The organism is Streptomyces sp. RFCAC02 (assembly GCF_004193175.1).
In the GTDB taxonomy this organism is placed as follows: Bacteria; Actinomycetota; Actinomycetes; order Streptomycetales; family Streptomycetaceae; genus Streptomyces.
In genome coordinates, this window is record NZ_SAUH01000001.1 from 1,395,604 (window position 1) to 1,421,598 (window position 25,995).

The window sequence follows — 25,995 nt, forward strand, 5'->3', positions numbered from 1 at the left end:
CCGACGGGACCGCACACCGCCCGCAGCACCGCGGCCGCACCGCGGCGGCCGGGCACCGGTGCGGAGGAGGACGTACCCGATGACACACCCGCTGACGACGGCACACCGGCCCGGCGCACCGCGTCCGGTGGGGGCGGGGGCGCGGTGATCCGGTTCGAGAACGTCTCCGTCACCTACCCCGAGGCCGCCCGGCCAGCGCTGGCCGGCCTCGACCTGACCGTCCCCGAGGGCGAACTGTGCCTGCTCGTCGGCCCCTCGGGGCAGGCAAGTCGACGCTGCTCGGCGCGGTGTCCGGGCTCGTGCCGCACTTCACCGGCGGCACCCTGCGCGGCCGCGTCACGGTCGCCGGGCGGGACACGCGCACCCACCGCCCGCGCGACCTCGCCGACGTGGTCGGGACGGTCGGGCAGGACCCGCTCGCCCACTTCGTGACCGACACCGTCGAGGACGAACTCGCCTACGGCATGGAGTCCCTGGGCGTACCGCCGGACACGATGCGGCGGCGCGTGGAGGAGACGCTCGACCTGCTCGGCCTCGCCGCCCTGCGCGACCGGCCGCTCGCCACGCTGTCGGGCGGGCAGCAGCAGCGCGTCGCGATCGGCTCCGTCCTGACTGCGCACCCCCGCGTCCTCGTGCTGGACGAGCCGACGTCCGCGCTGGACCCGGCGGCGGCCGAGGAGGTGCTCGCCGTGCTCCAGCGGCTCGTCCACGACCTGGGGACGACGGTGCTGATGGCCGAGCACCGGCTGGAGCGCGTCGCCCAGTACGCGGACAGCGTCCTGCTGTTGCGCGGGCCGGGCGAGCCGCCGGAGCTGGGGGAACCGGCGGACCTCCTCGCGCGTTCTCCGGTCAGACCGCCCGTGGTGGAGCTGGGGCGGTTGGCGGGGTGGGCGCCGCCGCCGCTGTCGGTGCGTGACGCGCGGCGGCGCGCCCCCGCCCTTCGGGAACGGCTCGCGGGCCGCCGCCCCGCGCCCGGGGCCGCCGTGCCCGACCCGGCCGCGGGGCCGCTGCTCACCGTGCGGGGGCTGACGGTGCGGCGCGGGCGCGCCGAGGTGCTGCGCGGCGTGGACCTCGTGGTCAGGCCCGGGGAGACGGTCGCCCTGATGGGCCGCAACGGCGCGGGCAAGTCGTCCCTGCTGCGCACCCTCGTCGGCCTGCACGCGCCCGCGTCCGGGACCGTCGCCCTCACCGGGCGCGGCGCCCAGGTCGTCCCGCACCGCGCCGCGCCCGCCGTCCTGCTGCGGCACGCCGGCCTGGTCCCGCAGGACCCGCGCGACCTCCTGTTCGAGGAGACGGTCGCGGCCGAGTGCGCGGCGGCCGACGCCGACGCGGCAGCTCAAGCCGGGACGTGCGCCGCGCTCGTGGCGCGCCTGCTGCCCGGGGTACGGTCCGCCGCCCACCCGAGGGACCTGTCCGAGGGGCAGCGGCTCGCGCTCGCCCTGGCCGTGGTCCTGACGGCGGCGCCGCCCGTCCTGCTGCTGGACGAGCCGACCCGCGGCCTCGACTACGCGGCCAAGGAACGGCTGGCCGGTGTGCTGCGCGGCCTGGCCGCCGACGGGCACTGCGTGGTCCTCGCGACGCACGACGTGGAGCTGGCCGCCGACCTCGCGCACCGGGTCGTGGTGCTCGCGGACGGCGAGGTCGTCGCCGACGGCCCGGCGGCCGAGGTCGTGACGGGCTCGCCGTCGTTCGCGCCGCAGGTGGCGAAGGTGCTGGGGGACGGCGGGGACGGGGTCCCCTGGCTGACGACCGGGCAGGTCGCGGCGGCGCTCGGCGGGGCGGCGTCGTGACGCGCGGCGCGGTGATCGGTCTCGGACCGCGGTCGGCGGCGGCGCTCGCGCTGGTGTCGGCGGTCGGCGTCGCCGGCTTCGGCTGGCCGCTGCTCGCGGCGCCCGGCTCCGACCTGGCGCACTCGTCGGACGCGCCGTGGCTGTTCGCGCTGCTGCTGCCGCTGATGCTGGCCGTGGTGGCGGCGACGATCGCCGACACGGGGCTCGGCGCGAAGGCGGTCGCCATGCTGGGGGTGCTGGCGGCGGCGGGCGCGGCGCTGCGGCCGCTCGGCGCCGGCACGGCCGGTCTTGAGCCGATGTTCTTCCTGATGGTGGTGGCCGGGCGGGCGCTCGGCCCGGGTTTCGGGTTCGTGCTCGGCTCGGTGACGCTGTTCGCGTCGGCGCTGCTGACGGGGGGCGTCGGGCCGTGGCTGCCGTTCCAGATGCTGGCCATGGGCTGGGTGTCGATGGGGGCCGGGCTGCTCCCGGACGGCGGGCGGCTGCGCGGCCGTGCCGAGGTGCTGGCGGTGGCGGCGTACGGGGCGGTGGCGTCCCTGGCGTACGGGCTGGTCATCAACCTCCAGGGGTGGCCCTACCTGGCGGGTGGCAGCAGCGGCATCTCGTTCGTGGCGGGCGATCCGCTGACGGAGAACCTGCGGCGGTACTGGGCGTACGTCCTCGCCACGTCGCTCGGCTGGGACGTGCCGCGCGCCCTGCTGACGACGGTGCTGACGCTGCTGTGCGGCGGGGCGGTGCTGCGCGCGCTGCGGCGGGCGACGCGGCGGGCCGCGTTCGGCGCGGCGGCGCGGTTCGAGCCGCCGGGGGCGGGCGGCGGCTGAGCCGTCAGACGGTCGAGTACCGCTCCAGGAGGGCGCGGGTGGCGGCGCCGTAGACGCCCTCGGGGTCGTCCTCGATGCCGTACCGCTGCTGGAAGAGGACGACGGCCGCGCGGGTCTCGGCGTCGAACACGCCGTCGGTGTCGCCGGTGTAGACGGTGCCGAGCTGGCGGAGCCGCATCTGGAGTTCGACGACCTCGGTGCCCTCGTCGCCCAGGGCGAGGACGGGTTCCGCCGGCTCGGTGGGGTCGGTGGGGTCCGTGGGGTCGGTGGGTTCCGCGGGCTCGGTGGGGTCCGTGGGGTCCGCCGGCTCGGTGGGTTCGGCGGGGTCGGTCGGGTCGGCCGGCTCGGTGGGTTCCGCGGGGTCGGTGGGTTCGGCCGGCTCGGTCGTCTCCTCCGCGGGCTCCTCGGGGGCCGTCGGCTCCGTGCCGTCCGCCGGGTCGCCGGGGTCGGCGGTGGCGCCGGAGCCGGAGGTGCTCCGGGTGCCGGTGCCGGACCCGCCGCCCGCGCCGTCGTGCTCGCCGCTGCCCGTGCCGCCGCCGTCGCCCTGCGGCCCGGTGGTCACGGTGTCGGGGTCGGGCTCCTCGTCCGTGTGCCCGCGCCCGTCGGCAGAGGGGTCGTCGGTGGGGAGGGGAGGGGCGGTGACGCCGTCGTCGGACGTCCACACGTCCTCGGCGCCGCCGCCGTCCGGCAGGGTCAGGGCCGGGTCGTCGGTCGCGCCGCGCTCGCCGCCACCCGGACGGCCCTGTCCGAGCAGGGAAGCGGCGAGCGCCGTCGTCCCCACCACGGCGGCCACCGCTCCCCCGGCGGCCAGGGCGGCCCGGGTGCGGCGGCGCGGCTTGCGGTGCGTGGCGGGCGGCGGACGGCGCGCGGCCGCGCGGGGGACGCGTTCGTCCGGGGTGTCGGGGGCGGGGGGCGCGGCCGGCTGCGCGGGCGCCGGGGTGCGCGCCGGCGGGCGGACCGGGTTCCAGACGGCCTGCCGCCTCGGCGGCGGGTCCAGCGGGAAGAGGGCGACGTCGGCCGGATCCGGGCCGTGGCACGGCGGATCGACGCGCCGGGAGAGGGAGTGCGTGAGGCAGTCGCAGGCCGGGTCCCCGGAGGCCAGTGGGGGACGACCGCAGATCAAACAGTCGGGCTGGTCGGTCACCACGCCTCCCCTTCCCCCTCCGCGTCCCGTGCCCGGTCCCCGTCGTTGGCAGCGATTATGCACCACCCCCACGCGTCGCGGAGGGCTCTTGCCCAAGAAGCCGAAGCGGGACAAGAGCGACAAAATAAGGCGAGGAGGCCGTAGCCATCCAAGAAAAACGATCAAGCCTCCACGGAACTCACCGAAAAGTCCTCCTGAATCGACATTCCCCCGGCCCGACGCGAGGAGGCGGCCCGGCCCATGACCGCACACCCCTCCCCCGGCACCCGCGCCGATCCGCCCGGTGCCGCCCGTCCCGACGACGCCGACGCGGCGTCCCCCGCACACGGCCGGCTCTACCTGTCGCTCGGGGCGCTGCTCTCCGGCCTGTTCCTCGCCGCCCTCGACCAGACGATCGTGGCGACGGCCCTGCCGACGATCGTCGGTGACCTCGGCGGGCTCGACCACCTCTCCTGGGTCGTCACCGCGTACCTCCTCGCCTCGACCGCCGGCACCCCGCTGTGGGGCAAGCTGGGCGACCAGTGGGGACGCAAGCGGCTGTTCCAGGCCGCCATCGTCATCTTCCTGGCCGGCTCGGCGCTGTGCGGCCAGGCGCAGGACATGCCGCAGCTCATCGCGTTCCGCTTCCTGCAGGGCCTGGGCGGCGGCGGGCTGATCGTCCTGTCGATGGCGATCGTCGGGGACCTCGTGCCGCCCCGGGACCGCGGCCGCTACCAGGGCCTGTTCGGCGCGGCGTTCGGCGCGACGAGCGTGCTGGGGCCGCTGCTCGGCGGCCTGTTCGTGGACCACCTGAGCTGGCGCTGGGTCTTCTACATCAACCTCCCGGTCGGGCTCGTCGCGCTCGTCGTCATCGCCGCCTTCCTGCGCGTGCCGGTGCCGCCGAGGCGTCACACCATCGACTACGCCGGCACGTTCCTCATCGCGGCGGCCGCCGCCTGCCTGGTCGTCGTCACGTCGCTCGGCGGCTCGACCTGGGAGTGGGACTCCTGGGAGGTGGCGCTGACGGCGCTCCTCGGCGTGCTGTGCGCCGCCGCCTTCGTGCGGGTGGAGCGGCGCGCCGCCGAGCCCGTCCTGCCGCCGGCGCTCGCGCGGGTGCGGACGTTCGTGCTGTGCTGCGCGATCGGCTTCGTCATCGGGTGGGCGATGTTCGGCGCGTTCACCTACCTGCCGACGTTCCTCCAGGTCGTGCACGGCGTGACACCGACCCTGTCGGGCGTGCACCTGCTGCCGGTGGTCTTCGGGCTGCTGCTGTCGTCCACGGTGTCCGGGCAGCTCATCAGCCGCACCGGCCGGTGGAAGGTGTACCCGGTCGCGGGCACGGCCGTCACGGCGGTCGGGATGCTGCTGCTGCACACCCTGGACGAGGACAGCTCGAACCTGGCGATGAGCCTCGTGTTCGCCGTCTTCGGCCTCGGCATCGGGCTCGTGCTGCAGGTCCTCGTCCTCGCCGTGCAGAACGCGGTGCCCTACCGGGACCTGGGCGTGGCCACCTCGGGCGTGACGTTCTTCCGGTCGATCGGCGCGGCCTTCGGCGTCGCGATCTTCGGGACGGTCTTCACGAACCGGCTCACGGACAACCTCACGGCCGCGCTGCGCGGCGTGCGGCTGCCGGACGGGGTGACCCCCGGGTCGCTGGCGCGCGACCCGCGGGGCGTCGGCGGGCTGCCGGGCGGGGTGCGGACGCGCGTGCTGTCGGCGTACTCGGACGCGATCACGGACGTGTTCCTGTACGCGGTGCCCGTCGTGGTCGTGGCGCACCTGCTGGCGTGGCTGCTGCGGGAGGACACGCTGCGCGGCAGCGTCCGGGCGCCCGACATGGGCGAGACGATTCCGCCGAACCCGGTGCAGCGGTCGTCGTGCGACGAGTGCGCGCGGGCGCTTTCCCTCCTCGGCAGCCGCGCGGGGCGCCGCGAGCTGTACGGGCGGATCGCCGCCGACGCGGGCGAGGACCTGCTGCCGGCCGCCTGCTGGCTGCTGCTGCGCGTGGACGAGCACGGCTGGGTCGATCCGGAACGGCTCGCCCGGCGCGCGCGCCTGTCCCTCGGCGTCGCGGCACGGGCCGCCCGGCAGTTGGAGAGGCGGCATCTGGCCGTGCGGGACGGCACGTACCTCATCACGACGGAACGGGGGCGGGCCGTGGCGGCGCGGCTCGCGGCGGCCAGGGAGCGGCAGCTCGCCCGCCTGCTCGGCGACTGGTGGGGGCCAGACCGGCCGCGCGACCTGGCGGAGCTGGTGGGCGAGTTGAGCGCGGAGCGCGGTGACCGCGAGGCGCGCTGGCGCGCGTGAGGGGGACCGGGCGGCGAACGAACGGCCGGTGAACGGCCGCGGAAGACGCGCGCCCGGACTGGCCAAACGGCACCCCCCTTTTGTACCGTGTGAAAACAAAGTGGTTCCGCCCTCGTCCCCGACCAAGGCTGGGCGGGGCCACTGGCTTCACCGGCAGCGCCCGGCCCCCGTTCCCCCTCCCCCCGTCTGGAGCCGTCCGCCATGCGCACCGCCCGACTGACCGTCCGCGGCTTCCTCCTCGACATGGACGGCACCCTCGTGAACTCCGAGGCCGTCGTCGCGCGGGTGTGGGGCGAGTGGGCCGTCGAGCACGGCTTCGACCCGGAGGCGATCCTGCCGTTCGTCCACGGCCGGCAGGCGTGGGCGTCGATGGCGGAGCTGCTGCCCGACCGCCCGATGGAACGCAACCTGGAGGACGGCCGCCGCCACCTCGCCAAGGAGATGGCGGACGTGGACGGCATCGTGCCCGTGCCCGGCGCCCCCGAGTTCCTCGCCGCGCTGCGCGGGGCGCCGCACGCACTCGTCACGTCGGCCGACCTGCCGCTCGCCACCGCGCGCATGACGGCGGCCGGGCTGCCGATGCCGGCGGTACGCGTCACGGCGGAGCAGGTCGGCGCGAGCAAGCCGGACCCCGAGGGCTTCCTCAAGGGCGCCGCCGAACTCGGCCTCGACCCCGCCGACTGCCTGGTCCTCGAGGACTCGGCCGCCGGCGTCGCGGCGGGCCGCGCGGCCGGCATGCGGGTCATCGGCGTCGGACGCGGGGCCGCCGAGCACAAGCCGACCGTCACCGTGGACACGCTGGAACGCGTCACCGTCGAACCGTCGGGCGACGGCACCTACCTCGTGGTGATCGACGAGTCCTGACCCCCGGCCCGGGGGCGCGGTGCCCCGGACAGGCCCCACAGCTCCGTGATGCGCCCGTCCCGTACGCGGAACATCTCCAGCATCACGGACAGCTCTCCCCCTTCACCGCGGTGCACACTCGTGCGGACGGCGTCCGTGCCGCCCTCGACGACCATGTCCTCCACGGCGACCCACATGCCGGGGGTACGCCCCGTGGAGCCGCCGCCACGCCGCGACGACGGCCGCGTGCCCGTCCGCGCCCAGCGGATGGCTGTGGAAGCCGGGCGCGAACACCGACTCCACCGCCGCGTGGTCGCGGGCGTCGAACGCCCGCCTGGTACTCCTGGTGCGCCCGCTCCAGGCCGGCGGCCGGTCGTCCGCTCCCGTTACTCGCCCGGCCCCGCGAACGGCACGGTGAAGCAGGCCACCCGCTTGCCCGCGCCGCCGTCCTGGTCGCTGTGGTGCTCGTGCAGGACGACGGAGCCCGCGCCGCCGGACCGGAACACCCACTCCCGCGTCGCCACGGCCGTCGCCCCGCCGTCGCCGTTCGCCGTCACGTCGAGCCACACCTCGTTCGCCGCCCGCGGCTGGCCGGACTCCATGTGCCGGTAGTGCGGCCCGGCCGCCTCCGGGTCGGCGCCGCACGGGTCTGTGTGGACGTGCACCCCGTACGCGTGCCCGGGCACCAGGCCGCCGAGCGACAGGTCGACGACCATCCGCTCCCCCACCACCCGCTGCCCGACCCGGATCTCCGCCCCGGCCGGGACGAGCGCCTCGTCGTACGTCACCGCCTGCGGCACCGTCCCGTCCTCGCCGACCGGCGCGAACTCGCCGCGCGCCCGCAGCCAGTGCTCCGCGTCGGCCGCGCCCGCGGGGGCGACCGCGAGGGCCGCCGCCGCCAGTGCCGCCGCCAAACCGCCCGTGACCAGCGTTCTCACCACTGCCCAACTCCCTCGCACACCGTCCGCGCGCCACGGTCGGCGCGCCGCTGGCACCCACCCTGCCCGCGGGCCGTGCGAGAGCAGCGCCACACGCACCCATGTGCACCGCGTGAGGGACGCAGGCGTACGCTTTACGGCGGAACCTATACGTTCGACAGCGCGTCCTAGAAGCTACGCGCCGCCCACCCGCAGGGGACCGCACGACGGGGTGGGCGCACTGGGAAACGGGGAGCATGGTGCAGGAGACCTTGGGGGTACTGCTCTACGCCCCGTGGATCTACGTCGTCGTCGCGGCGTCCATCCTGCTCGATGTCTTCGTGCCCGTCCTGCCCAGCGGCGCGCTGGTCGTGGCGGCGGCGACGGTGGCGGCCGGCACGGCGGCCGACGTCGCCGGGCTGCCGGGCCCCGGCGCGAACACGCACCTCCCCCAGCTCTTCCTGCTCTGCGTGTGCGCGATCACCGCGTCGGTCCTCGGCGACCTGCTGGCGTACGTGGCCGCCCTGCACGGCGGCCGGCGCTTCGACGGCGCGATCTCCCGTTCCCGCCGCCTGCGGACGGCGCAGTCGCGTCTTGAGGCGGCGCTGAAGCGGGGCGGCGGCGCGCTGGTCGTGCTGGCGCGGTTCGCGCCGGCGGGCCGTGCCGTGGTGAGCCTCGGCGCCGGCGTGGCCGGGCGCCGCAAGCGGGACTTCCTGCCCTGGTCGGCCCTGGCGGCCGTCGTGTGGACGGTGTACAGCGTCGGCCTCGGCTACCTCGGCGGGCACCTGCTGGGCGCGAGCTGGATCGCGACCGGCCTGTCGCTCGTGGCGCTGCTCGTGGCGGGCTTCATCGCCGTCCGCCTGATGCGCCCCTCCTCCCACCCCGACCAGGGCACCGCGCCCTCCACCATGCCCGCCCCCTGACGCTCAGCGGGGCCGCGACGGACGGCCGTCCGGGTCGCCGGCCGCGCCGAGGAGGCGGAGCACGGCGACGCGCAGCGCGTCCCGTGCCCCGGACTCGGTGAGCCGGCCGGCGTCCTGCTCCCCGTACGCGGTGTGCGCCAGCGCGATGGCCGCGGCGACCAGCCAGCCGACGGGCAGCCGGTCGTCGAACTCCCCCGTCTCCCGGCCGCGCACAACGACGCGTCCGATCCGGTCCGCGATGGGCGCGTGCCGCTCCGCGTCGTCCCGCGGACCGGCGGGAAGCTCGCCGATCCTCCGCAGCAGGACGGGGTGGTGGCGCCGGCTCGTCCGCGCTCCGGCGTCGAGCAGGCGCAGCAGGGCGTCCGCGGCGGGTCCCGTGTCCGGGTCGGCGGCGTCCATGGCCTCGACGGTCTCCTCCGTGAGCCGGTCGACGACCGCGAGCAGCAGGTGCTCCCGGGAGGGGAAGTGCGCGTAGACCGTCTGCCGGGTCAGCCCCGCGGCGGCGGCGATCGCCGCGAGGCCGGCGTCGGGCTCGGCGTCGAGGACCCGGACGGCGGCGTCGAGGACGGCGGCCCTGCTGCGGCGGGCGTCAGCGCGGCGGTTGGGGGACGGAGACACATCTATCCCTTACACCTTGTCAGAGTTTCGGGTCAGCGCATATCTTACAGCGCGTAAGAGATCGCCGCGCACGCCACCGCTTCCCGGGAGAACGCCATGCGCCCGCTCCGCGACACCGATCCCCGGCGGTTCATCGCCGACTTCTTCACCTCGTTCACCGCGGACCTGCTGCGGAGCGACGAGGACCCGGCACGGATCGTCGACCGGTACCACACCCCGGACATCGTCCAGATCGCCGACGGGCACCGGATGGACCGCGACACGCTCATCGCCCACACCCGCCCGGTCCGCAAGAACCGGCCCAGCAGCCGGGTGGAGGTGCACGAGGCGATCGCGGACGGGGACCGGATCGCCGCCCGGTACACCCTGCACGTGACGCAGCGGGGCAAGGACCTGGCGATCGAGGTGTGCTTCTTCGGCCGGTTCGAGCCCGACGGGCGCATGCGCCGGTCGCACATGCTCACCCGCGCCCTTCCCGCCGCCACGGCCGGCGAGCGGGACGCACCGGCGTGACGGCCGGCGGCACGAACGCGTTCGTTACGATCGGCGCGTGAGCACGCGAGGAGAACCGGTCAGCCGCAGGGAGCGTCCCGCGAAGCCCGCCCTGTCCCGGCAGGGGATCGTGGACACCGCCGTGCGGATCATGCGCGCCGACGGGCTGGAGAAGGTCACCATGCGCCGGCTGGCGCAGGAGCTGGACACCGGCCCGGCCTCGCTCTACGTGTACGTCGCCAACACCGCCGAACTCCACGCTGCCGTGCTCGACGCGCTGCTCGGCGAGGTCGACCTCGCCGACGAGGGACGCGAGGACGACTGGCGCGGGCGGCTCCTGACCGTGCTGACCTCCTACACCATGGTGCTGTTCCAGCATCCGCAGCTCGCCCGGTCGGCCCTCGTGGCGCGCCCCAGCGGCCCGAACTACCTGCGCCTGGTGAACCGCGTCCTCGCCCTGCTCGCCCGCAGCGGTGCCGCCGCCGGACAGGTGGCCTGGGGCGTCGACACGCTGCTGCTTGCGGCCACCGCCACCGCGGCCGAGCAGTCCACCCGGGCACAGGACCCGGCGGCCCGGGACGACTGGGACGCGCTCACCCGCGCCCTGCACGCCGCCGACGAGAGCACGTACCCGGCGATCAAGGCCCACATGCCGGCCCTCATCAGCGGCGCCGGGGGACGGCTGGCCTGGAACTTCGACGCACTGATCAACGGCGTGGTGGCCACCCCCGTCCCCGGCGCCTGATCCCTGCCCGCTCCACCCGGACCGTGGGGCACGACACCCTGGGACGAACTTGTTCGTGACGAACGCGTTCGTTACGGTGGGACTCCCGACGCCCCCGGCCTCCGTCCCGGGCGGCCCACCGCGCCCCGGCGCACGATTCAGGAGGTGCCCATGCGTACCCACTTCCCCATCGCGATCATCGGCGCGGGCCTGGGCGGCCTCACCGCGGCCCGTGTCCTGCACGTCAACGGCATCGAGGCGGCCGTCCTCGACCTGGAGGCGTCGGCCGCCGCCCGCACCCAGGGCGGGATGCTCGACATCCACGAGGACACCGGCCAGGAGGCGCTGCGCGCGGCCGGCCTCCACGACGGCTTCCGCCGGATCATCCACGAGGGCGGCGAGGCCATGCGCCTGCTCGGCCCGGACGGCACCGTCCACATCGACGAACCCGGCACCGCGAGCCGGGGCCGTCCCGAGGTGGACCGGGGCGACCTGCGCGCCCTGCTCCTCGGCTCCCTGCCGGACGGCACGGTCCGCTGGGGCCGCAAGGCCGTCGCCGCCCGCCCGCTCACCGGCGGCCGGCACGAGGTGACGTTCGCCGACGGCTCGGCCATCACCACGGACCTCCTCATCGGCGCCGACGGCGCCTGGTCGCGCGTCCGGCCCCTGCTGTCGGCCGCCGTGCCCGCGTACACCGGCATCTCCTTCGTCGAGACGGACCTGCTGGACGCGGACACCCGCCACCCGCGCGCCGCCGCGGTCGTCGGCGGCGGGCTCTTCTTCTGCCTCGGCGACCGGCGCGGCTGCCTGGCCCACCGCGAGACCGACGGCAGCCTGCACGTGTACACCGCCCTCCGGGCCGACGAGGGCTGGCCGGACACCGTCGACTTCGCCGACACCGCCGCCGCCAAGGCCGCCGTCCTCGCGCACTTCGACGGGTGGGACGAGGACCTCCGCCGTCTCGTCGCGGACGCGGACGGCCCGCTGGTGCCGCGCCGCATCCACGCCCTGCCGGTCGGACAGGCGTGGCCCCGTGTCCCGGGCGTGACGCTGCTCGGCGACGCGGCGCACCTGATGTCCCCCTTCGCCGGGGAGGGCGCCAACCTGGCCATGCTCGACGGAGCCGAACTGGGCCGCGCGCTCGCCGCGCACCCCGGCGACACCGAGACCGCGCTGACCGGCTACGAGAAGGCGCTCTTCCGCCGCGGCGAGGCCGCCGCCGCGGAGTCGGCCGCCAGCCTGGAGACGATGTTCGGCGACGACGGCCTCGCACGCATGATCGACTTCTTCACCGTCCCCACGACGGACTGAGGCCGACCCCGCACACCGCATCGCCGCGGCCTACTCCTCGGAGGCGGGTCCGGTTCGCCAGTAACTTTCCGTGAGCAGCTTGAACAACCGGTGCATGGGATTCATGAGCGTGTGCTTGAGCGCCCACGACTCGGCGGCGACCCGATCGTCGTCAACGGGCGCGGACGCCTGATGGCATGTCATGCATTCCACACTGAAGATCGCCCCTGGTGCCCCCTCCCCACCCCCCACGGTGAGCACCCAGTCGGCGGACTTGATGATCGACCGGCGGCTCATCCCCGGCCCCTGCGGCTGCGGGCGTTCACCTCGGCGACGCGAGCGCTCAGGTGTTCGGCCCTGGTCAGGGGTCTCACGTCCTCCGGCCGGGCGTCCCACTTCGGGCCGCCGCCGGGTGGCCGCAGACAGACACGCGACTCTTCGCGCTCCACCACCTGACCGACCTTGCCCCGCCTGGTGTCCTGGGCAAGTGCGCCGACATGGGGGGCAGCCGCCTGCGCCGGAGTTGCTTTCCTCTCCATGGCCCCGAAGTTCCCGCATGCGGTGCGTGCCCGTCCAGCGACCAGGAGTCAGCCTCTTGTAGGCCGGCCGTAGGCCATACTCCTTCGTCATGGGCATCGGTGACCGTATCCGCAAGCGGCGGGAAGAACTCGGCTGGACTCAGGAGAAGGTGGCCAAGGAGACCTGCCGCGCCGCAGGAGTGGCCGCCAACACGCTGGGGCGTCAGGAGATCTACCGCTATGAAAAGGGGAAACGGACTCCCCGCGAATGGCTTCCGGCCATAGCCGAGGCGCTTGGCCTGGAGCAGGAGGAACTCACCGCCCCGGAAGAACTCCCGGGCATCGACGTATCCGGTATTTGGTTGAGCAGGTATACCTATTCGAGCACCCGGAAGGGCGAAGTCAGCCGGGAACACTTCGTCGTCGTCCAGCAACAGGGATCCCGCATCAGCATGGAGAGTCTGCCCCTGTCGAACGACTCCCCGGTCTCTCTCGATCTCACGGTGAAAGGCCCTGTGATCACGGGTAACTGGGTCGAACAGACGGCAGTGGACGGCTACTACCAGGGAGCCGTGTATCACGGGGCGATCCAGATGCTGGCAGACCTGACCGGACGCAGGCTGGCGGGCAAGTGGGTGGGTTTCACGAGGGATTTCACAGTGGACACCGGCCCGTGGGAGATGACCTTCCAGGAAAGATCCACCAGTCCGTCGACGCGTCAGCAGTACGACCGGCCGCCCGGCGCATGAGGCTCCCGTGAACACCCGCACGGCGGGGGGCGGTAATCGGGTGCGCGTACGAACGGTCACCCGTAAGCCGGGCAGTGCGGCGCCGCGTCAGTGACCGGCTCACCAGCGGGAACGCTGGGAGAAAGCGCTTCCTGACGAGTGGAGCCCGCCATGCAGTCCGATCTCGCCTCTCCCGGTCTCATCCGTACGGTCCGCACCTACGTCGTCGATCTCGCCGAACGCGTGGTGACGACCTTCGTCGTGGCGGCCGCCGGTGTCGCGGTCGCGGCCGGTCCGGCCGATCTGTTCTCGGCAAGCTACTGGGAAACGGCCGGCGCCGCCGGCATCGCCGCCGTCGGTTCCCTCATCAAGGGCCTCGCGGCCCGGTTCGTCGGCGACCGCAACAGCGCCGGGGCCGTGTCCGGGACCTGAACGCCCGGGGCGCCCGCGGCCGGTCGCCCCGGGCGCCCCGCTCAGATCTGGCCCCGGCGCCGCGCCGACTTGATCAGCAGCGTCCACAGCAGGCCGTATCCCGCCGCCATCGCGACGCACGCCAGCCCGGCGGACGGCTCCCCGGTCACCATCATCGCCACGCCGACCAGCGCGAGGATCACGGCCACCGGGATGCCGACACGCATGCTGCGCCGGATGATGGTGCCCTGCCGTTCACGGTCGCGGCGGCGCCGCGCGTCGTACTCCTCCTGGGACATGCGCCCCGATTCCACCGCCTTCCGCTGTCTTCGGAGTTCACGGCGCCCGAGGAGGACGGCGAGGGCGACGCACACGACGCCGACGACGAGCACCCAGGGCAGCCAGGCGTCGGGGATCATGGAACCTGCCCTCGCGAGTTCCCGCATGACGTGACTCCCGTTTTTCATTGGCGAGTTGGGACTCACCTACGGGTACCCGGCCACCGGCGGGGATCACGCGGTGTCCGGTCAGCCCCCTCCTCCGCCACCACCCCCGCCGCCCCCGCACCCGCCACCGCCGCCGCCTCCGCCGCAGCTCGAACCGCCACCGCAACCGCCGCCACCGCTGTGGCCGGACCAGCCGCCGCCGTTGTTCCGGCGGCGTCTTCCCCCGGAACCCCCGCGCCTGAAGAAGACGAACCAGACGATCCCGACCCACACCCCGGCGAGGAGGACGGGTCCGATCCACAGCCCGGCGATGAAGAGAAAACCCGACCCGTCCACGACGCGCCCCCCAACGCAGAAGAGAACTGATTGCCAGTCACCAACAGGGACGCCGCCGGGCACCCGTCCGTTCCCCGCGTTCCTCGATCCACGGGCGAACCCGCTGCGCTGCGGATCGTCAGCCCGCGAGGCGGTCCAGCTCCTCGCCGATCGCCCCGCGCAGCGCGTCGTGCCGCCGGCCGAGCGCGTACCGTTCGTCGCTCCACCGCTCACGCGGGTACAGCCACACGGGTCCGCCCGCGAGTCCGCCGGGCTCCCATGCGTACCGCGGCCACACATGCACGTGCAGGAACGGGTCGGTGTTCCCGAGGATTTCGAGGTTGACCCGCCGGAAGGCCGGATCCAGCCGGCCGCAGGCGCGTTCGACGGCCTCCCCGAGCCGGTCCATGTCGGCCAGGAAGGCCGACCGCCTGCGCCGGGGCAGCTCCGACAGTCGCCCGACAGCGGGGTCATCGGCCAGCAGCACCGAATATCCGGGCAGGAATTGAACGTCCCCGACCACCGCGAAGCCGGCCCCGAGCCGCCGCAGCACCGTCGGATTCTCACCCCGGAGCGCGCTGCCGATCCGGTCCTTCCGCCAGTCACCCGTCACGGTCGGCGCGGCCTCCCTGAGCGTCGAGTCATGGTCACGGGCACGGTCTCAGTCCAGGAGGGGTGGTGGGAAGTCCGCGCAGGCACTGTAGTCGGCGGTGGCGGAGAGGCCGGACGGGTAGAGGGTGGCCTCGATGGAGTAGGTCAGGAAGCAGTCGTCGGTCGGGTAGGGGTACTCCAGGGCGACGAACTCGCTCGGCCCGGCGAGGTCGTCGGAGATCCGGACGTCCTGGAACGTGCCGTCCAGGTACCAGTCCACGACGACCCAGGAGTCCGCGTCGATGCCGTCCACCCCGATCTCGGCGTAACCGACCTCGCAGGCACAGGAGTCGTCGTAGAGCGTGACGAAGCTGAGGATCTCGATGCCGGCCGGGGTGTTGTCCGGTGTGTCGCGGGCGTCATCGTCGGGGGGCGGTTCCTCGGCCGCTTCCTCGGTGGTGGGGTCGGGTTCGGGCTCGGATTCCGTCTCCGGTTCGGTCTCCGGTTCGGTCTCGGTCTCGGTCTCGGGATCCGGTTCCGGAGTGGTCCTGTCGGCCGTCGGCGGTTCCGGGTCCGGGGTCCACGACGGCGGCGACGAGGTGAGCGACAGGTCGTCCTGAGCGGCGCGGTCGTCGTCGGAGCCGCCGCCGCTGGTCAGGACGGCGGTCAGGACGACGGCCAGTACGGCGGCGGTCACGGTGCCCAGGGCCGCGAGAGCGGCCCGGCGGCCGTCGCGGCGCCCGCCGGGCCGGGTGGCCGGCCGGTGCGGCGAGACGGTGGTGAGCGGCCCGGGGACCGGCGCGGACAGGATGTGCGGCGGATAGTGCGGCGGCAGGGCGGGAGCCGGCGCGACCGGTGGCGGCGCGGCCGTAGCGACCAGCCGGGCGGGGAGCCAGCCGGTGCCGGGCAGGTGGTCGGGCAGGCCCATCGTCCCGGCCAGTTCGCGGCAGGACTCGACGACGGCGGCCGGGGCCGGGCGGTCGCCGGGGTCCTTCGCCAGGCAGGCGCCGATCAGGTCGCGCAGCCCGGCCGGGCAGCCGCCCAGGTCGGGCTCCTCGTTGATGATCCGGTAGAGGAGCGCGGGCGTGGCACCCTCACCGAACGGGTGGCTGCCGGCGGCGGCGAACGCGGCGGTCAGTCCGAGGGCGAACACGTCCACCGCGGCCGTCACCGAGCCGTGGCCCACGATCTGCTCGGGCGCCATGAACGCCGGGGTGCCGACGCGTGACTCGGCGCTGGTCAGCGAGGTGGCGTCGGCCGCACGCGCGATGCCGAAGTCGATGACGGCCGGCCCGTCGGCGGCCAGCAGCACATTGCCCGGCTTGAGGTCGCGGTGCACGACCCCGGCCGCGTGGATCGTCGCCAGCGCCTCGGCGACCCCGGCGGTCAGCCGGACCACCGCGTCCTGCGGCAGCGGACCGTGCGCGGCCACGGCCGTCAGCAGCGAGGGACCCGGGACGTACGCGGTGGCCAGCCAGGGCACGGCGGCGTCGGTGTCGCTGGCGACCGGCGGGACCAGGAACCGGCCGTGCACCCGCCGGGCCGCCCTGACCTCGTGCTCGAACCGCCGCCGGAACAGCGGGTCCTCGGCGAGCTGGGTGTGCACCAGCTTGAGGGCGACCGGGCGGCCGTCCGGGGCCGTGGCGAAGTAGACGGTGCCCATGCCGCCGGTGCCGAGGCGGCCGTGCAGGGCGTGGCCGGCGACCTCGCGCGGGTCCTGCGGCTGGAGCGGCCGGACCTGGTCGGCGGGCGGTGGGCCGGACCCCGGTTCCGTCACGCGTGTCCCCCTCACTGCGCGGGTTCGGATCTCCGGTCATCGTAGGGGCGGCCGGGCGCCGGGCGCCCGGGTCCGCCGTCACCCTCCTCCGCCGCAACCACCTCCGCAGCCGCCGCCTCCGCCACAGCCCGTACCGCCGCCGCACCCGCCGCCGGGGCTGTGGCCGGACGAGCCGCCGTCGTTCCGGTGGTCCCGCTTCCGCGGACCGGCGCCGGGCGCACGGAACCAGACGATCCCGACCAACAGCGCGACAAGAACGAATGCCCCCAACAGGATCACGCCGCTACCCCCTTCGCGCGTGAGCTGATTGCCCGTCATCCACTGGGACGCGGCCCGGTGCCCGGCCGTTCCCCGTGCCGGCACGGCAGTTCGGGCCGGGCGCGCCGGTCGGGCGGGATCACGTGGGGAAGAGGCCCAGCAGCGTCCATCCGACCAGCAGCGCGGCAAGGCCGAGGTACCCCATGAGTGTCACGCCGTCTCCGTCCCTGCCGGGCGGCTCACTCGCCGCCGCCTCCGCAACCGCCGCCGCCCCCGTCGTCGTTCCCGCCGTCGAACCAGCCGGTGTCCCCGCCGCCCGGCCGGTGACGGCTCCGGCCGCCGCGTCGGCGGTCCTCGGGGCCGCCCCACGAACCGCCCCTGTCGGGCCGGCCGAGCCACGCGAGCCCGGCCAGCAGTGCGATGAACATGAAGACCGCGAGCCCTGTCACCGCCTCCCCCCTGGAGCCGGGCGTCCGTCACCGACGAGGACGCGCACCGGCCCGGCTCCGTTCCCGCGCACCGACCCCGGATCTCTCGTGACGGACGCATCCGGGGGAGCCGGTCACGGGCCTTCCTGCTTTCCGGGCGCGGTCAGCTCTGGGGGACCGGGAAGGTGACGCCGGTCAGCCGCTCGCTCTCGCGCCACAGCCAGGCCCCCACGTCGGGATCGTCGGCCCCGGCGGGCAGCCGGACCGGCTTGGGCGTGCCGGAGGTCTGGTCGCGTCCGGCCGGGCCGAGGTAGGCCCCGTTGACGACCCCGGGGTGGGTCGCGGCGTACAGGGACGGCCAGGCCGCGCCGTCGGCGGAGCCCATCAGGGTACGGGAGGCGACAGCCAGGATCAGGCGCCCCGTCCGGCTGGTGGAGGTGTGACGCTGCAGGTCGGTGATGGCAGAGCCCGGATGGACGGCCACGGCGCGGTGCGCGCCGCCGGCGAGGCGGCGGGCGAGTTCCCGGGTGAAGACGACGTTGGCGCGCTTGGACTTCGCGTACGCGCTCATCGGGCGGTAGCCGCGCTCGCTCATCAGATCCGCGAGATCACCGGAGCGCCAGGCGGCGGCGACGGCGCTGACCGTGACGACGCGGGCGGCCGCCGAGCGCCGCAGGGCGGGCATCAGGTGCGCGGTCAGCGCGAAGTGGCCGAGGTGGTTGGTGCCCACCGTGAGTTCCAGCCCGTCGCGGGTCAGCCGTCGCTCCGGGACGTCCATCACACCGGCGTTGTTGACGAGGAGGTCGAGGGTCTCGGCCGCGGCGAGCGGGGCGGCCGCCTCGCGGATCGCGCCGAGGTCGGCGAGGTCGATCTCCACGGTCTCCAGGCGGGCGCCGGGGACATCCGCGCGCAGGCGGCGGGCGGCATCCGCCAGGGGCTCCGGGCGCCGTCCCGCGAGCAGGACGCGGGCACCGCGTTCCGCCAGCACCCGGGCGGTGCGGTGGCCGATGCCGCTGTTGGCGCCGGTGATCAGTGCGGTCCGGCCCGAGAGATCGGGGATGTCGGCCGGGGTCCAGTGCGAATCCACCACGCCACTCCTTGAATGAACGTTCATTTACTTCAGTCTACGCAGGACCCGATCCGACTTGTCAAACGAACGTTCAGCAAGAAAGGCTGGAAGCATGGCGACACGTGACCCCGACCGCAAGCGCAGGCAGCTGATGGAAGCCGCCCTCGCCGAGTTCGCCGAGTTCGGCGTGGCCGGCGCCCGCGTGGACCGGCTCGCCGGACGCGCGGGCATCAGCCCCGGCCTGGTGTACTCCTTCGCCGCCGGCAAGGAGGGCCTGTTCGAGGCCGTCTACGGGGCGATCGCCGAGCAGACCGTGGACGCGGTCCCCATCGACGCCGACGACCTGCCCGAGTACGCCGGCCGCCTGCACGACGCCGGGCAGCAGCACCCCCAGGTCATGCGCTTCCTCACCTGGTACGCGCTGGAGAGCACCGAACGGCCGGCGTCCGACGCCGTGGCCCGCTCGATGCGGGACAAGATCACCGCCATCGAGGCCGCCCAGCGACGCGGCAGCGTCCGCCGGGACAGGCCGGCCGCGGAGATCCTGGCGCTCGTCCTGACTCTCGCGAACATGTGGCAGCACCACACCGAGGACGTCAACTCCCTCGTCCCGCCCGCGCAGCAGCGCGCGACGATCACCGACGCCGTACGCCGCCTCGTCGCCCCGGACCGGCCCGCCGATCACTGACCGCCGGCACACCCCCGGCGGGCGGACGGCTGCCACTGTCGGCGCGCCGGACAGACCCTAGCGGTCTTCCGTGAGTGCCCGCACGGCACGGGCGACCGGGTCGGCCGTCCGGTCCCCGCCGGACGGCGCGAGCGTGCCGGCGAGCCGCAGCAGCTTCCTCGGCTGCCGCCGCCAGCCCCGCGCGGTGACACGGCGGCCGAGCCGCGCCTCCTCCTGCGCGAGGCGGTGCAGGAGCCGCAGACCCGCCAGGTCCATGAACGGCACACCCGCCATGTCGAGTTCGACCGCGCCGGGCGCGGACGGCAGCTCCATGAGGGCGCGCTCCACGTCCGGCAGGGCGTCGAAGTCCAGGTCCCCGCGCGGGGACAGGACGGTCACGCCGGCCGTCGTCGTGGTGCTGTGCAGAGTGAAGGCGGACACGCCGCGTTCCCCTTTCGGCAGGGGGCGAAGCCCGGCGCGGCGTGCGGCCGTCCGGAAACGCGGGGACCGCGAGGAAACCCCGAGCCCGCCGGACCGGGCTCGTTCACCCCCACCCTCCCACGCCCCGGAGGATATGAACAGCGCCGTCCCCCGCGCCAGATCCGGCCCGGGGGCGGCGGACGACCCCTCAACCAGGAGGTGACCTGCGGTGATGGACCTGCCGGACGAGGCCGCGATCCGCGCCCTGCACGAACGGCATGCGCCGGGCCGCGCGGCGTTCGACCTCGTGCACACGCACTGCCGGATCGTCGCCGGGATCGCGGACGCCCTCGCCGCGCGGTACGGCGGCCCCGCCCTCGACACGGACCTCGTGCGGGCCGGCTGCCTCCTGCACGACATCGGCGTGTACCGGCTCTACGGCCCCGACGGCACGTCCCTCGACCACGCCAGGTACATCCGCCACGGCGTCCTCGGTGACGAGCTGCTGGCCGCCGAGGGCTTCCCCGAACGGCTCCGCCGCTTCTGCTCCCACCACACGGGCGTGGGCATCACCCGCGACGACATCACGTCACGGGGCCTGCCGCTGCCGGTCGCCGACTACCTGGCCGAGACCCCGGAGGAGCGGCTCGTGATGTACGCGGACAAGTTCCACACGAAGTCGTCCCCGCCGGCCTTCCTGTCGGCCGGCCGGTACGCGGAGCACGCGCGCGGGTTCGGCGAGGACAAGGCGGCCGGGTTCCGGCGGCTGCGGGACGAGTTCGGCGACCCGGGGCACGACGAACTGGCCGCCCTCGCGGCGCGCCACGGCCACGCGTTCCTGGACTGAGCCGCCGGTCCCCGCTCAGGCCCGCCTCAGATGCTCGTCGAGGAACGCGAGGAGCGTGTCGTACGTCGGCGCCGGGCCGTCCGCGCGGGTGGTCGTGCCGCCCGTGGTGTGCGCGACGGTCCTGCCCGCCGAGCGCGCGGCCGACGGCAGGTAGGTGTCGGTGTGGCCGGTGCGCGGGACGAGCGTCAGGGTCGCGGTGGCCCCGGCCGCCTCGTACGCCGCGAACAGCAGCTCGCTCTGGTGCGCGGGCACGTACGGGTCGTCGGTGCCGTGGGCGATCCAGATCGGCGGGCTCCCGGCGGTGACGTGGGCCGCCGGGTTCGCCTCCCGCACGGCGTCGGGGCGCGTCCGGATGGGGAAGCCCATCAGCGCGGACTCGGGCGAGTCGGCCGGGTCGTGCTCCTGCCCGCCGGGCGGGCGGTGGGCGTCCATCGCGAGGAAGTCCGTCGGCCCGTACAGGTCGATGACGGCCTGTACGGCGCTGGAGTGCCCGGCGTCGCCGAGGCCGCCCTCGAACCGGGGGTCGCCGGACGTGACGCCCGCCATGGTGGCGACCCAGCCGCCGCTGCTGGTGCCCATGGTGGCGAAGCGGCCGGGGTCGAGGCCGAGGCGTCCCGCGTTCGCGCGCAGGTGGCGGAGCGCGGCCTTCACGTCGTGGACCTGCGCGGGGAACGGCGCCTGCGCGCTGCTGCGGACGTTGAGCCCGGCGACCGCGTACCCGTGGGGCGTCCAGCGGCGCGCGAGCGAAGCGGCCGACAGCGGCTCGTCGTCCCCGGCGGTGCCCGGCGGCGGACCGCCCTTGGTGTCGTCGCTGCGGAAGGCGGACCCGGCCTGGAAGACGACCAGGGGGAACGGGCCGCCGCCGGACGCGGGGACGTACAGGTCCAGCAGGTGGCCGCGGCCGGCGGGGGCCGCGTAGGCGATGTCGCGGTGCACGCGGTGGCCGGCACGGGCCGCTGTCGTCACGGGGGTCCTCCTCGGTGGTGCGTCCCCCCAGTGTCGCGCGGGCGCTCGGCGGGCGGTCAGCAGGCGTCGAACTTCCACTGGCCCTCCTCCTTCGCCCACGGCTGCTCCTCGCGGCTCATCTCCGCCGCCGTGACGGTGTAGGTGACGCGGGCGAGCCCGCCCTCAAGACGGTCGACGGTGACCTCCTCCACCTCCTGCGGTCCGTAGGTGTCGCCGGCCTCCCGGACGAGGGCGTCGAACTCCTCACGGCCCCACCGGTCCCGGCAGCGCTCGGACACCATCGGCCAGGCGGCGTCCGCGTTCCCCGCGGTGGTGGAGACGATGTAGCCGCGCACGGCGCCCTCCAGGGCCGCCGCCTCGGCCTCGTCGGGCGGCGGCGCGTCGTCGGCGGTCGGCGTGCCCGCGTCGGAGGACGGCGTGTCGGCGGCGGCGCTCGGGGTGCCCGGCTCGTCGTCCCCGTCGTCGCCGGAGGAGCAGGCGGACAGGCCGGCGGCGAGCGCGACGGCGGCGAGTACGGCGGCTGGCACGGTGCGGATCGTCGTCATCCGCCGAGCATCCCCCGGACGGGGCACGCTTGTTGAGGGTCCGTGCGCGTCTTTTTCGGGTCCGGCCGGGGCGGCGGCGGATCAGCCGGGCAGGGTGGCGAGCCACTCCGTCAGGAGCCTGTTCACCTCGTCGGGGCGTTCCTGCTGCACCCAGTGACCGCAGCCGTCGAGGAGGTGCGCGGCGTGCAGGCCGGGCAGGGTGGCGGGGAAGGCGTCGATGGCGTCGGACAGCCAGGCTGTCGAGGCATCCCGCGCACCGCCGATGAACAGGGACGGGCAGGTGACGGGCGCGCCGTCCCAGGGCGCCAGGTCCTCCCAGTCGCGGTCCATGTTCCGGTAGCGGCCCAGCGCGCCGGTGAGGCCGGTCCGCTCGAACTCCCCGGCGTACACGTCGAGGTCGCCGTCGCCGAGCCAGGCGGGGGCGTCTCCCGCCGGGAACCGGTCGCGGAGCGTCCCGCCGCGGGACACGAAGTGCGGGTCGGGCGCGCCGTCGTGCGGCATCGTGTCGGCGGACAGGGCGGCGTAGAAGCCGGCGAGCCAGCCCCGCACGTCGGGCTCGATCTCCGCCTCGGCGCGGCCGGGCTCCTGGAAGTAGGAGACGTAGAACTCCTCGTCGCCGCCCATCGAGGCGAACACGTCGCTGGGGCGGGGGCCGCCGCGCGGCGTGTAGGGGACGCTCAGCAGGGCGGCGGCGCGGAAGACGTCGGGCCGTACGAGCGCGGAGTTCGCGGCGATCGTCGCGCCCCAGTCGTGGCCGACGACGACGGCGGTCTCCTCGCCGAGGGCGCGCACCACGGCCGCGGCGTCCTCGACGAGGTCGAGCATGCGGTACGCCGCCGGGTCCGCCGGCCGGGACGAACGGCCGTAGCCGCGTACGTCGATGGCCGCCGCGCGGTATCCGGCGGCGGCGAGCGCCGGGAGCTGGCGGCGCCAGGAGTACCAGGACTCGGGGAACCCGTGCACCAGCAGGACGAGCGGGCCGCTGCCCTGTTCGACCAGGTGGGTCCGCCCCGCCGGGGTGGGGACCAGACGGTGGGTGGACTGCTCCATGGTGACCTCCTGCTGTTCCGTCGGCGGGCCGGCGGGCGGCCCGTCGGTTCGATCATGGGGTGGTGCGCATGCCGGTGCCGAGTGACGTTGCCGTTCCGGCAAACGCCGCGCGCCCGGATCGTCGGGGTGTGATTTCGGCCACTCCACGTCGGCCGGTGGACGCGGGCGGAGCCCCGCCCCGGGGCCGTTTCGTCAAAGCTTGGACGAACGAAAGCGGAACTCGTGCGACATCTGTCAACGTAGAGGCAGATTGGGGGAGTTCGTCCCTGTCCATCGGCGGTGCCCCCTGTTAGGATCAGCCCGCCTGACGCTCTTGGCCGAAAGACGACCGTGCCACGGGACCCGCCGCCTCCGCGGCCGGGTCCGGCGGACACGCGCCGCCCGCCGGGACGCGGTCGCGGCATCCGGATCCCGAAGCGCCGGCCTCCCCCGCGGCCGGCGGCGCCGGCCTCCCCGGGCGCCCGCGCCGGCCGGTCCTGAGCCCGGGCGACACGACACCATGAACCGCGGAGGCTCCATGCCGCCTTCCACCGCCCCTGCCGCCCCACCGCGCCCCTCCCCCGCGGCGCCGAAGGTCCCCGGGTCCCCCGTCACCACGCCCCCGCCCCCACCACCGAGGGGCGTGCCGCCGCCTGGCCCGCCGCCGTATGGGTGCTGCTCATCGGCACGTTCGCCGTCCGGGCCGCCGGATTCGTCTACCCCTACCTCGCCTACCACCTCTCCGACCGCGACGTCGGCTCCCGGGCCGTCACGGTGATCCTGGCGTTGTTCGGCGCCGGCTGGCTCACCGGCCAGTTCCTGTGCGGCGCCCTCGCCGACCGCATCGGCCGCCGCGCCACGCTGGCCGGCGCCATGGTCACAGCCGCCGCCGTCTTCCCCGTCCTGGCGCAGAGCCACACCGTCGCGTCGCTCGCGGCGGCGTCCTTCGTCGCCGGTTTCGTCTACGACTCGCCGCGCCCCATCGTGGCCGCCGTCATCGCCGACACCGTGCCCGACGAGCCGACCCGCGCCCGTATCGCCGGCTGGCGGCACTTCGCCACCAACCTGGGCGCCGCCGTGACCGGCGCCGTCGGCGGCGCGCTCGCCGCACCGCTCGGCTTCCCCGTGCTGTTCCTGATCAACGCGGCGGTCTGCGCCGCGTTCGCGGCCGTCGTGCTGAAGGCCGTCCCCTTGACCGCCCCCGGCGCCGCCACCGACCCGGCGCCGTCCGGGAGTTACCGCGCCGCGTTCGGCGACGTCCGGCTCGTCCTGCTGTGGTTCATCAGCCTGTGCGCGTTCGTCCCCCTGATGGCGCTGTACTCGATCCTGCCGCTGATGATGACGGAGGACGGCCTCCCCGCGTCCGCCTACGGATGGTCACAGGCGGCCGGAGCGGCGGCCGTGCTCATCCTGTCGCCGCTGATGAACGGCTGGCTGGCGCGCCGCGCGTCCGGTCCCTCCCCCATGGTCGGCCTGCTCGCCGCCGGCACGCTCGTGCTGGGCGTCGGCATGGGATCGGCGGGCTTCGCGTCCGGCGCGGCCGGTTACGCCGCCGCCGTCGTCCTCTCCGTGCCCGGCGAGATCGTGGCGTTCGTCGCGGCGGCCGACGTCCTGAACCGCATATCCCCGCCCCACGCCCGCGGCCTGTACGCCGGAATCTGGGGGACGGCCATGGCCGCTTCCGTGCTGCTCGCACCGCTGCTCGCGGGCTGGTGCCTGGCCGCAGGCGGCCATCTCCTCGTCGCGGCGGCCCTGTTCGGCTGCGGGCTCGCCGGAGCCGCCGTCTCCGTCCCCCTCAACGGACTGACGAGGCGCACCTCGCCGGTCCTCGCATCATGATCAGCACGTCGAATCCCCCGGAGACACCCATGAACCACGTTTCCAACCCCCTTCTCCTCCTCGGCACCGGCGGCCCCACTGTGGCCGCGGCCGCCTACCGCGAGCCCTGCCTCGCCGACATCGCCGCCGCCCGCCCTGTCGTCCTGGTCGACGAGCACGCGCCCGAGTGGGCGCGCCCTCACCTGACCGACCACATAGCGGTGGACCTCCGCGACGCGGAGGCGACGGCGGCCGCGGTCAAGGCGTACGCCGAACGGCAGCCCCTGAGCGGCGTGATGACGTACATGGAGGGCCATGTCATCACCACGGCCGTCCTCGCGCGCCAGCTCGGACTGCCCGGCGCCACGCCCGAGTCGATGGAGGCGTGCCGCGACAAGGCGCGGACGCGGCACCTCCTGGACGTGCACGGCGTGCCCTCCGCGCGCTCGGTCCTGGCGGACGACGCGGACGCCGCCGTCGCCTGGGCCGAGGCGAACGGTTTCCCCGTCATGCTCAAGCCCCGGTCGCAGGCGGCCAGCGCGGGCGTGGTGCGGGCGGATTCGGCGGCCGAGGTGCGGGTGGCGTTCGACCGGGCCACCCAGGAGACCTACAGCGGCATCGGCCAGGTCGGTCCGCAAGGCGTCCTCGTGGAGGAGTTCCTCGACGGCCCCGAGATCAGCGTGGAGGTCGCCGTCCTCGGCCCGGGCGACAGCCGGATCATCGCCGTCACCCGCAAGCGCGTCGGGCCGCCGCCGACCGCCCAGGAGTACGGGCACTGCGTCGACGCCCGCGACCCGCTGCTGACCGATCCCGAGCTGACCGGCCTGCTCACCGCGGCGGTGGACGCCGTCGGCGTGACGCGCGGCACGCTGTGCATCGAGGTCATGCTGACGGCCCGCGGCCCGCGCATCGTCGAGATCAACGGCAGGATCGGCGGCGACCTGCTGCACATCCTGATCCGCGAGGCCATGGGCCTCAGCCTGTCGGGGATCGCGGCGGACATCGCCGCCGGGGTCGGTCCGCAGCTCACGCCGACCCGTGAGCGAGCCGCCGCCATCCGGTTCCTCTACCCGGACCGCACCGGTGTCCTCGACCGCCTGACGGCCCCGGCACACCTGTCCGAGCCCGACTGGGTGGAGCGGCTCGTCGTCACGGCCGCGCCGGGCACCCCGGTGGCCGCGCCGCCGGCGGCCTCGTACGACGACCGCCTCGCCCACTGGATCGTGCGGGGCGACGACCCGGAGCAGTGCACGGCACGCCTCGACGAGGTGGAGGCCGGAATGGACCTGGCCATCACCCCCGCCGACGGCCACTGAC

26 protein-coding genes and 1 pseudogene are annotated in these 25,995 nt (G+C 74.9%); 14 read left to right on the plus strand and 13 right to left on the minus strand.

Features of this window, described 5'->3' with window-relative positions:
• Nucleotides 1–144 precede the first annotated feature (144 nt).
• Together EMA09_RS06305 and EMA09_RS06310 are read left to right on the plus strand one after the other, a co-directional pair.
• Nucleotides 145–1,790 (plus strand): annotated as a pseudogene (locus EMA09_RS06305) (ATP-binding cassette domain-containing protein).
• A complete protein-coding gene (locus EMA09_RS06310; RefSeq protein ID WP_129839694.1) occupies nucleotides 1,787–2,608 on the plus strand; it encodes an ECF transporter S component in 822 nt (273 codons plus the stop codon). The pseudogene EMA09_RS06305 and the gene EMA09_RS06310 overlap by 4 nt, the downstream one beginning before the upstream one ends.
• Before the next feature lie 4 nt (nucleotides 2,609–2,612).
• Here the strand turns inward: EMA09_RS06310 and EMA09_RS28605 are convergent, their stop codons facing one another.
• A complete protein-coding gene (locus EMA09_RS28605) occupies nucleotides 2,613–3,752 on the minus strand; it encodes a peptidoglycan-binding domain-containing protein (RefSeq protein WP_129839696.1) in 1,140 nt (379 codons plus the stop codon).
• 240 nt (nucleotides 3,753–3,992) lie between these two features.
• Here EMA09_RS28605 and EMA09_RS06320 point away from each other — a divergent pair, with 240 nt between their 5' ends.
• Both EMA09_RS06320 and EMA09_RS06325 read left to right on the plus strand, forming a co-directional pair.
• Nucleotides 3,993–6,038 carry an MDR family MFS transporter gene (locus EMA09_RS06320; protein ID WP_129839698.1) on the plus strand — a complete coding sequence of 682 codons (2,046 nt, stop codon included), beginning with the start codon at nucleotides 3,993–3,995 and terminating at the stop codon, nucleotides 6,036–6,038.
• A 201-nt stretch (nucleotides 6,039–6,239) separates the two neighbouring features.
• Entirely contained in the window at nucleotides 6,240–6,902 is a 663-nt protein-coding gene (locus EMA09_RS06325; RefSeq protein ID WP_129839700.1) for an HAD-IA family hydrolase, read from the plus strand.
• Here EMA09_RS06325 and EMA09_RS06330 read toward each other — a convergent pair.
• Complete coding sequence (locus EMA09_RS06330; RefSeq protein WP_129839702.1) at nucleotides 6,875–7,078, minus strand: hypothetical protein; 204 nt, start codon at nucleotides 7,076–7,078, stop codon at nucleotides 6,875–6,877. The two genes, EMA09_RS06325 and EMA09_RS06330, sit on opposite strands and share 28 nt — an antisense overlap.
• A gap of 189 nt (nucleotides 7,079–7,267) precedes the next feature.
• Nucleotides 7,268–7,819: a superoxide dismutase family protein gene (locus EMA09_RS06335; protein ID WP_240796260.1), complete on the minus strand. Its 552-nt coding sequence runs from the start codon at nucleotides 7,817–7,819 to the stop codon at nucleotides 7,268–7,270.
• A 239-nt stretch (nucleotides 7,820–8,058) separates the two neighbouring features.
• Here EMA09_RS06335 and EMA09_RS06340 point away from each other — a divergent pair, with 239 nt between their 5' ends.
• Nucleotides 8,059–8,721, plus strand: a complete 663-nt coding sequence (locus EMA09_RS06340) for a VTT domain-containing protein (protein WP_129843869.1) — start codon at nucleotides 8,059–8,061, stop codon at nucleotides 8,719–8,721.
• Nucleotides 8,722–8,724: 3 nt separating this feature from the next.
• On the opposite strand, the gene EMA09_RS06345 is transcribed toward EMA09_RS06340, so the two are convergent.
• Nucleotides 8,725–9,339 (minus strand): TetR/AcrR family transcriptional regulator, encoded by a 615-nt coding sequence (locus EMA09_RS06345; protein ID WP_346655811.1) that lies wholly within the window; start codon nucleotides 9,337–9,339, stop codon nucleotides 8,725–8,727.
• 96 nt (nucleotides 9,340–9,435) lie between these two features.
• Between EMA09_RS06345 and EMA09_RS06350 the strand changes: the two genes are divergently transcribed.
• From EMA09_RS06350 to EMA09_RS06375, 5 genes are all read left to right on the plus strand, one after another.
• Complete coding sequence (locus EMA09_RS06350; RefSeq protein WP_129839706.1) at nucleotides 9,436–9,852, plus strand: nuclear transport factor 2 family protein; 417 nt, start codon at nucleotides 9,436–9,438, stop codon at nucleotides 9,850–9,852.
• 37 nt (nucleotides 9,853–9,889) lie between these two features.
• Nucleotides 9,890–10,576 carry a TetR/AcrR family transcriptional regulator gene (locus tag EMA09_RS06355; RefSeq protein ID WP_129839708.1) on the plus strand — a complete coding sequence of 229 codons (687 nt, stop codon included), beginning with the start codon at nucleotides 9,890–9,892 and terminating at the stop codon, nucleotides 10,574–10,576.
• Between the two features lie 150 nt (nucleotides 10,577–10,726).
• Nucleotides 10,727–11,866, plus strand: a complete 1,140-nt coding sequence (locus tag EMA09_RS06360) for an NAD(P)/FAD-dependent oxidoreductase (protein WP_129839710.1) — start codon at nucleotides 10,727–10,729, stop codon at nucleotides 11,864–11,866.
• A gap of 607 nt (nucleotides 11,867–12,473) precedes the next feature.
• A complete protein-coding gene (locus EMA09_RS06370; protein WP_129839714.1) occupies nucleotides 12,474–13,112 on the plus strand; it encodes a helix-turn-helix transcriptional regulator in 639 nt (212 codons plus the stop codon).
• A 150-nt stretch (nucleotides 13,113–13,262) separates the two neighbouring features.
• Nucleotides 13,263–13,523 carry a hypothetical protein gene (locus EMA09_RS06375; protein WP_129839716.1) on the plus strand — a complete coding sequence of 87 codons (261 nt, stop codon included), beginning with the start codon at nucleotides 13,263–13,265 and terminating at the stop codon, nucleotides 13,521–13,523.
• Nucleotides 13,524–13,564: 41 nt separating this feature from the next.
• Here the strand turns inward: EMA09_RS06375 and EMA09_RS06380 are convergent, their stop codons facing one another.
• The 5 genes from EMA09_RS06380 to EMA09_RS06415 form a co-directional block, all read right to left on the minus strand.
• Nucleotides 13,565–13,948: a hypothetical protein gene (locus EMA09_RS06380; protein ID WP_129839718.1), complete on the minus strand. Its 384-nt coding sequence runs from the start codon at nucleotides 13,946–13,948 to the stop codon at nucleotides 13,565–13,567.
• Between the two features lie 454 nt (nucleotides 13,949–14,402).
• Nucleotides 14,403–14,876: a diadenosine tetraphosphate hydrolase gene (locus tag EMA09_RS06390; RefSeq protein WP_129839720.1), complete on the minus strand. Its 474-nt coding sequence runs from the start codon at nucleotides 14,874–14,876 to the stop codon at nucleotides 14,403–14,405.
• Between the two features lie 48 nt (nucleotides 14,877–14,924).
• Entirely contained in the window at nucleotides 14,925–16,631 is a 1,707-nt protein-coding gene (locus EMA09_RS28615; RefSeq protein ID WP_240796261.1) for a serine/threonine-protein kinase, read from the minus strand.
• Between the two features lie 497 nt (nucleotides 16,632–17,128).
• The gene (locus tag EMA09_RS06410; protein WP_240796262.1) at nucleotides 17,129–17,338 is read right to left on the minus strand and encodes a hypothetical protein; all 210 of its coding nucleotides are present in this window, start codon (nucleotides 17,336–17,338) and stop codon (nucleotides 17,129–17,131) included.
• A gap of 142 nt (nucleotides 17,339–17,480) precedes the next feature.
• Nucleotides 17,481–18,404, minus strand: coding sequence for an oxidoreductase (locus tag EMA09_RS06415; protein WP_240796263.1), 924 nt, complete (start codon nucleotides 18,402–18,404; stop codon nucleotides 17,481–17,483).
• 94 nt (nucleotides 18,405–18,498) lie between these two features.
• Here EMA09_RS06415 and EMA09_RS06420 point away from each other — a divergent pair, with 94 nt between their 5' ends.
• The gene (locus tag EMA09_RS06420) at nucleotides 18,499–19,074 is read left to right on the plus strand and encodes a TetR family transcriptional regulator (protein WP_129839726.1); all 576 of its coding nucleotides are present in this window, start codon (nucleotides 18,499–18,501) and stop codon (nucleotides 19,072–19,074) included.
• A gap of 57 nt (nucleotides 19,075–19,131) precedes the next feature.
• On the opposite strand, the gene EMA09_RS28210 is transcribed toward EMA09_RS06420, so the two are convergent.
• Nucleotides 19,132–19,494, minus strand: coding sequence for an STAS domain-containing protein (locus tag EMA09_RS28210; RefSeq protein WP_168220648.1), 363 nt, complete (start codon nucleotides 19,492–19,494; stop codon nucleotides 19,132–19,134).
• Nucleotides 19,495–19,705: 211 nt separating this feature from the next.
• On the opposite strand from EMA09_RS28210, the gene EMA09_RS06430 reads away from it, so the two are divergent.
• On the plus strand, nucleotides 19,706–20,320 hold the full coding sequence (locus EMA09_RS06430; protein ID WP_129839730.1) for an HD domain-containing protein: 615 nt from the start codon (nucleotides 19,706–19,708) through the stop codon (nucleotides 20,318–20,320).
• A gap of 15 nt (nucleotides 20,321–20,335) precedes the next feature.
• Here the strand turns inward: EMA09_RS06430 and EMA09_RS06435 are convergent, their stop codons facing one another.
• The 3 genes from EMA09_RS06435 to EMA09_RS06445 form a co-directional block, all read right to left on the minus strand.
• On the minus strand, nucleotides 20,336–21,286 hold the full coding sequence (locus EMA09_RS06435) for an alpha/beta hydrolase (RefSeq protein ID WP_168220649.1): 951 nt from the start codon (nucleotides 21,284–21,286) through the stop codon (nucleotides 20,336–20,338).
• Nucleotides 21,287–21,342: 56 nt separating this feature from the next.
• Complete coding sequence (locus EMA09_RS06440) at nucleotides 21,343–21,831, minus strand: hypothetical protein (RefSeq protein ID WP_129839734.1); 489 nt, start codon at nucleotides 21,829–21,831, stop codon at nucleotides 21,343–21,345.
• A gap of 81 nt (nucleotides 21,832–21,912) precedes the next feature.
• Nucleotides 21,913–22,881, minus strand: coding sequence for an alpha/beta hydrolase (locus EMA09_RS06445; protein WP_129839736.1), 969 nt, complete (start codon nucleotides 22,879–22,881; stop codon nucleotides 21,913–21,915).
• A gap of 651 nt (nucleotides 22,882–23,532) precedes the next feature.
• Between EMA09_RS06445 and EMA09_RS06450 the strand changes: the two genes are divergently transcribed.
• Both EMA09_RS06450 and EMA09_RS06455 read left to right on the plus strand, forming a co-directional pair.
• Nucleotides 23,533–24,699: an MFS transporter gene (locus tag EMA09_RS06450; protein WP_129839738.1), complete on the plus strand. Its 1,167-nt coding sequence runs from the start codon at nucleotides 23,533–23,535 to the stop codon at nucleotides 24,697–24,699.
• A 29-nt stretch (nucleotides 24,700–24,728) separates the two neighbouring features.
• Nucleotides 24,729–25,994 carry an ATP-grasp domain-containing protein gene (locus EMA09_RS06455; RefSeq protein ID WP_168220650.1) on the plus strand — a complete coding sequence of 422 codons (1,266 nt, stop codon included), beginning with the start codon at nucleotides 24,729–24,731 and terminating at the stop codon, nucleotides 25,992–25,994.
• The last annotated feature ends 1 nt before the right edge of the window (nucleotide 25,995 follow it).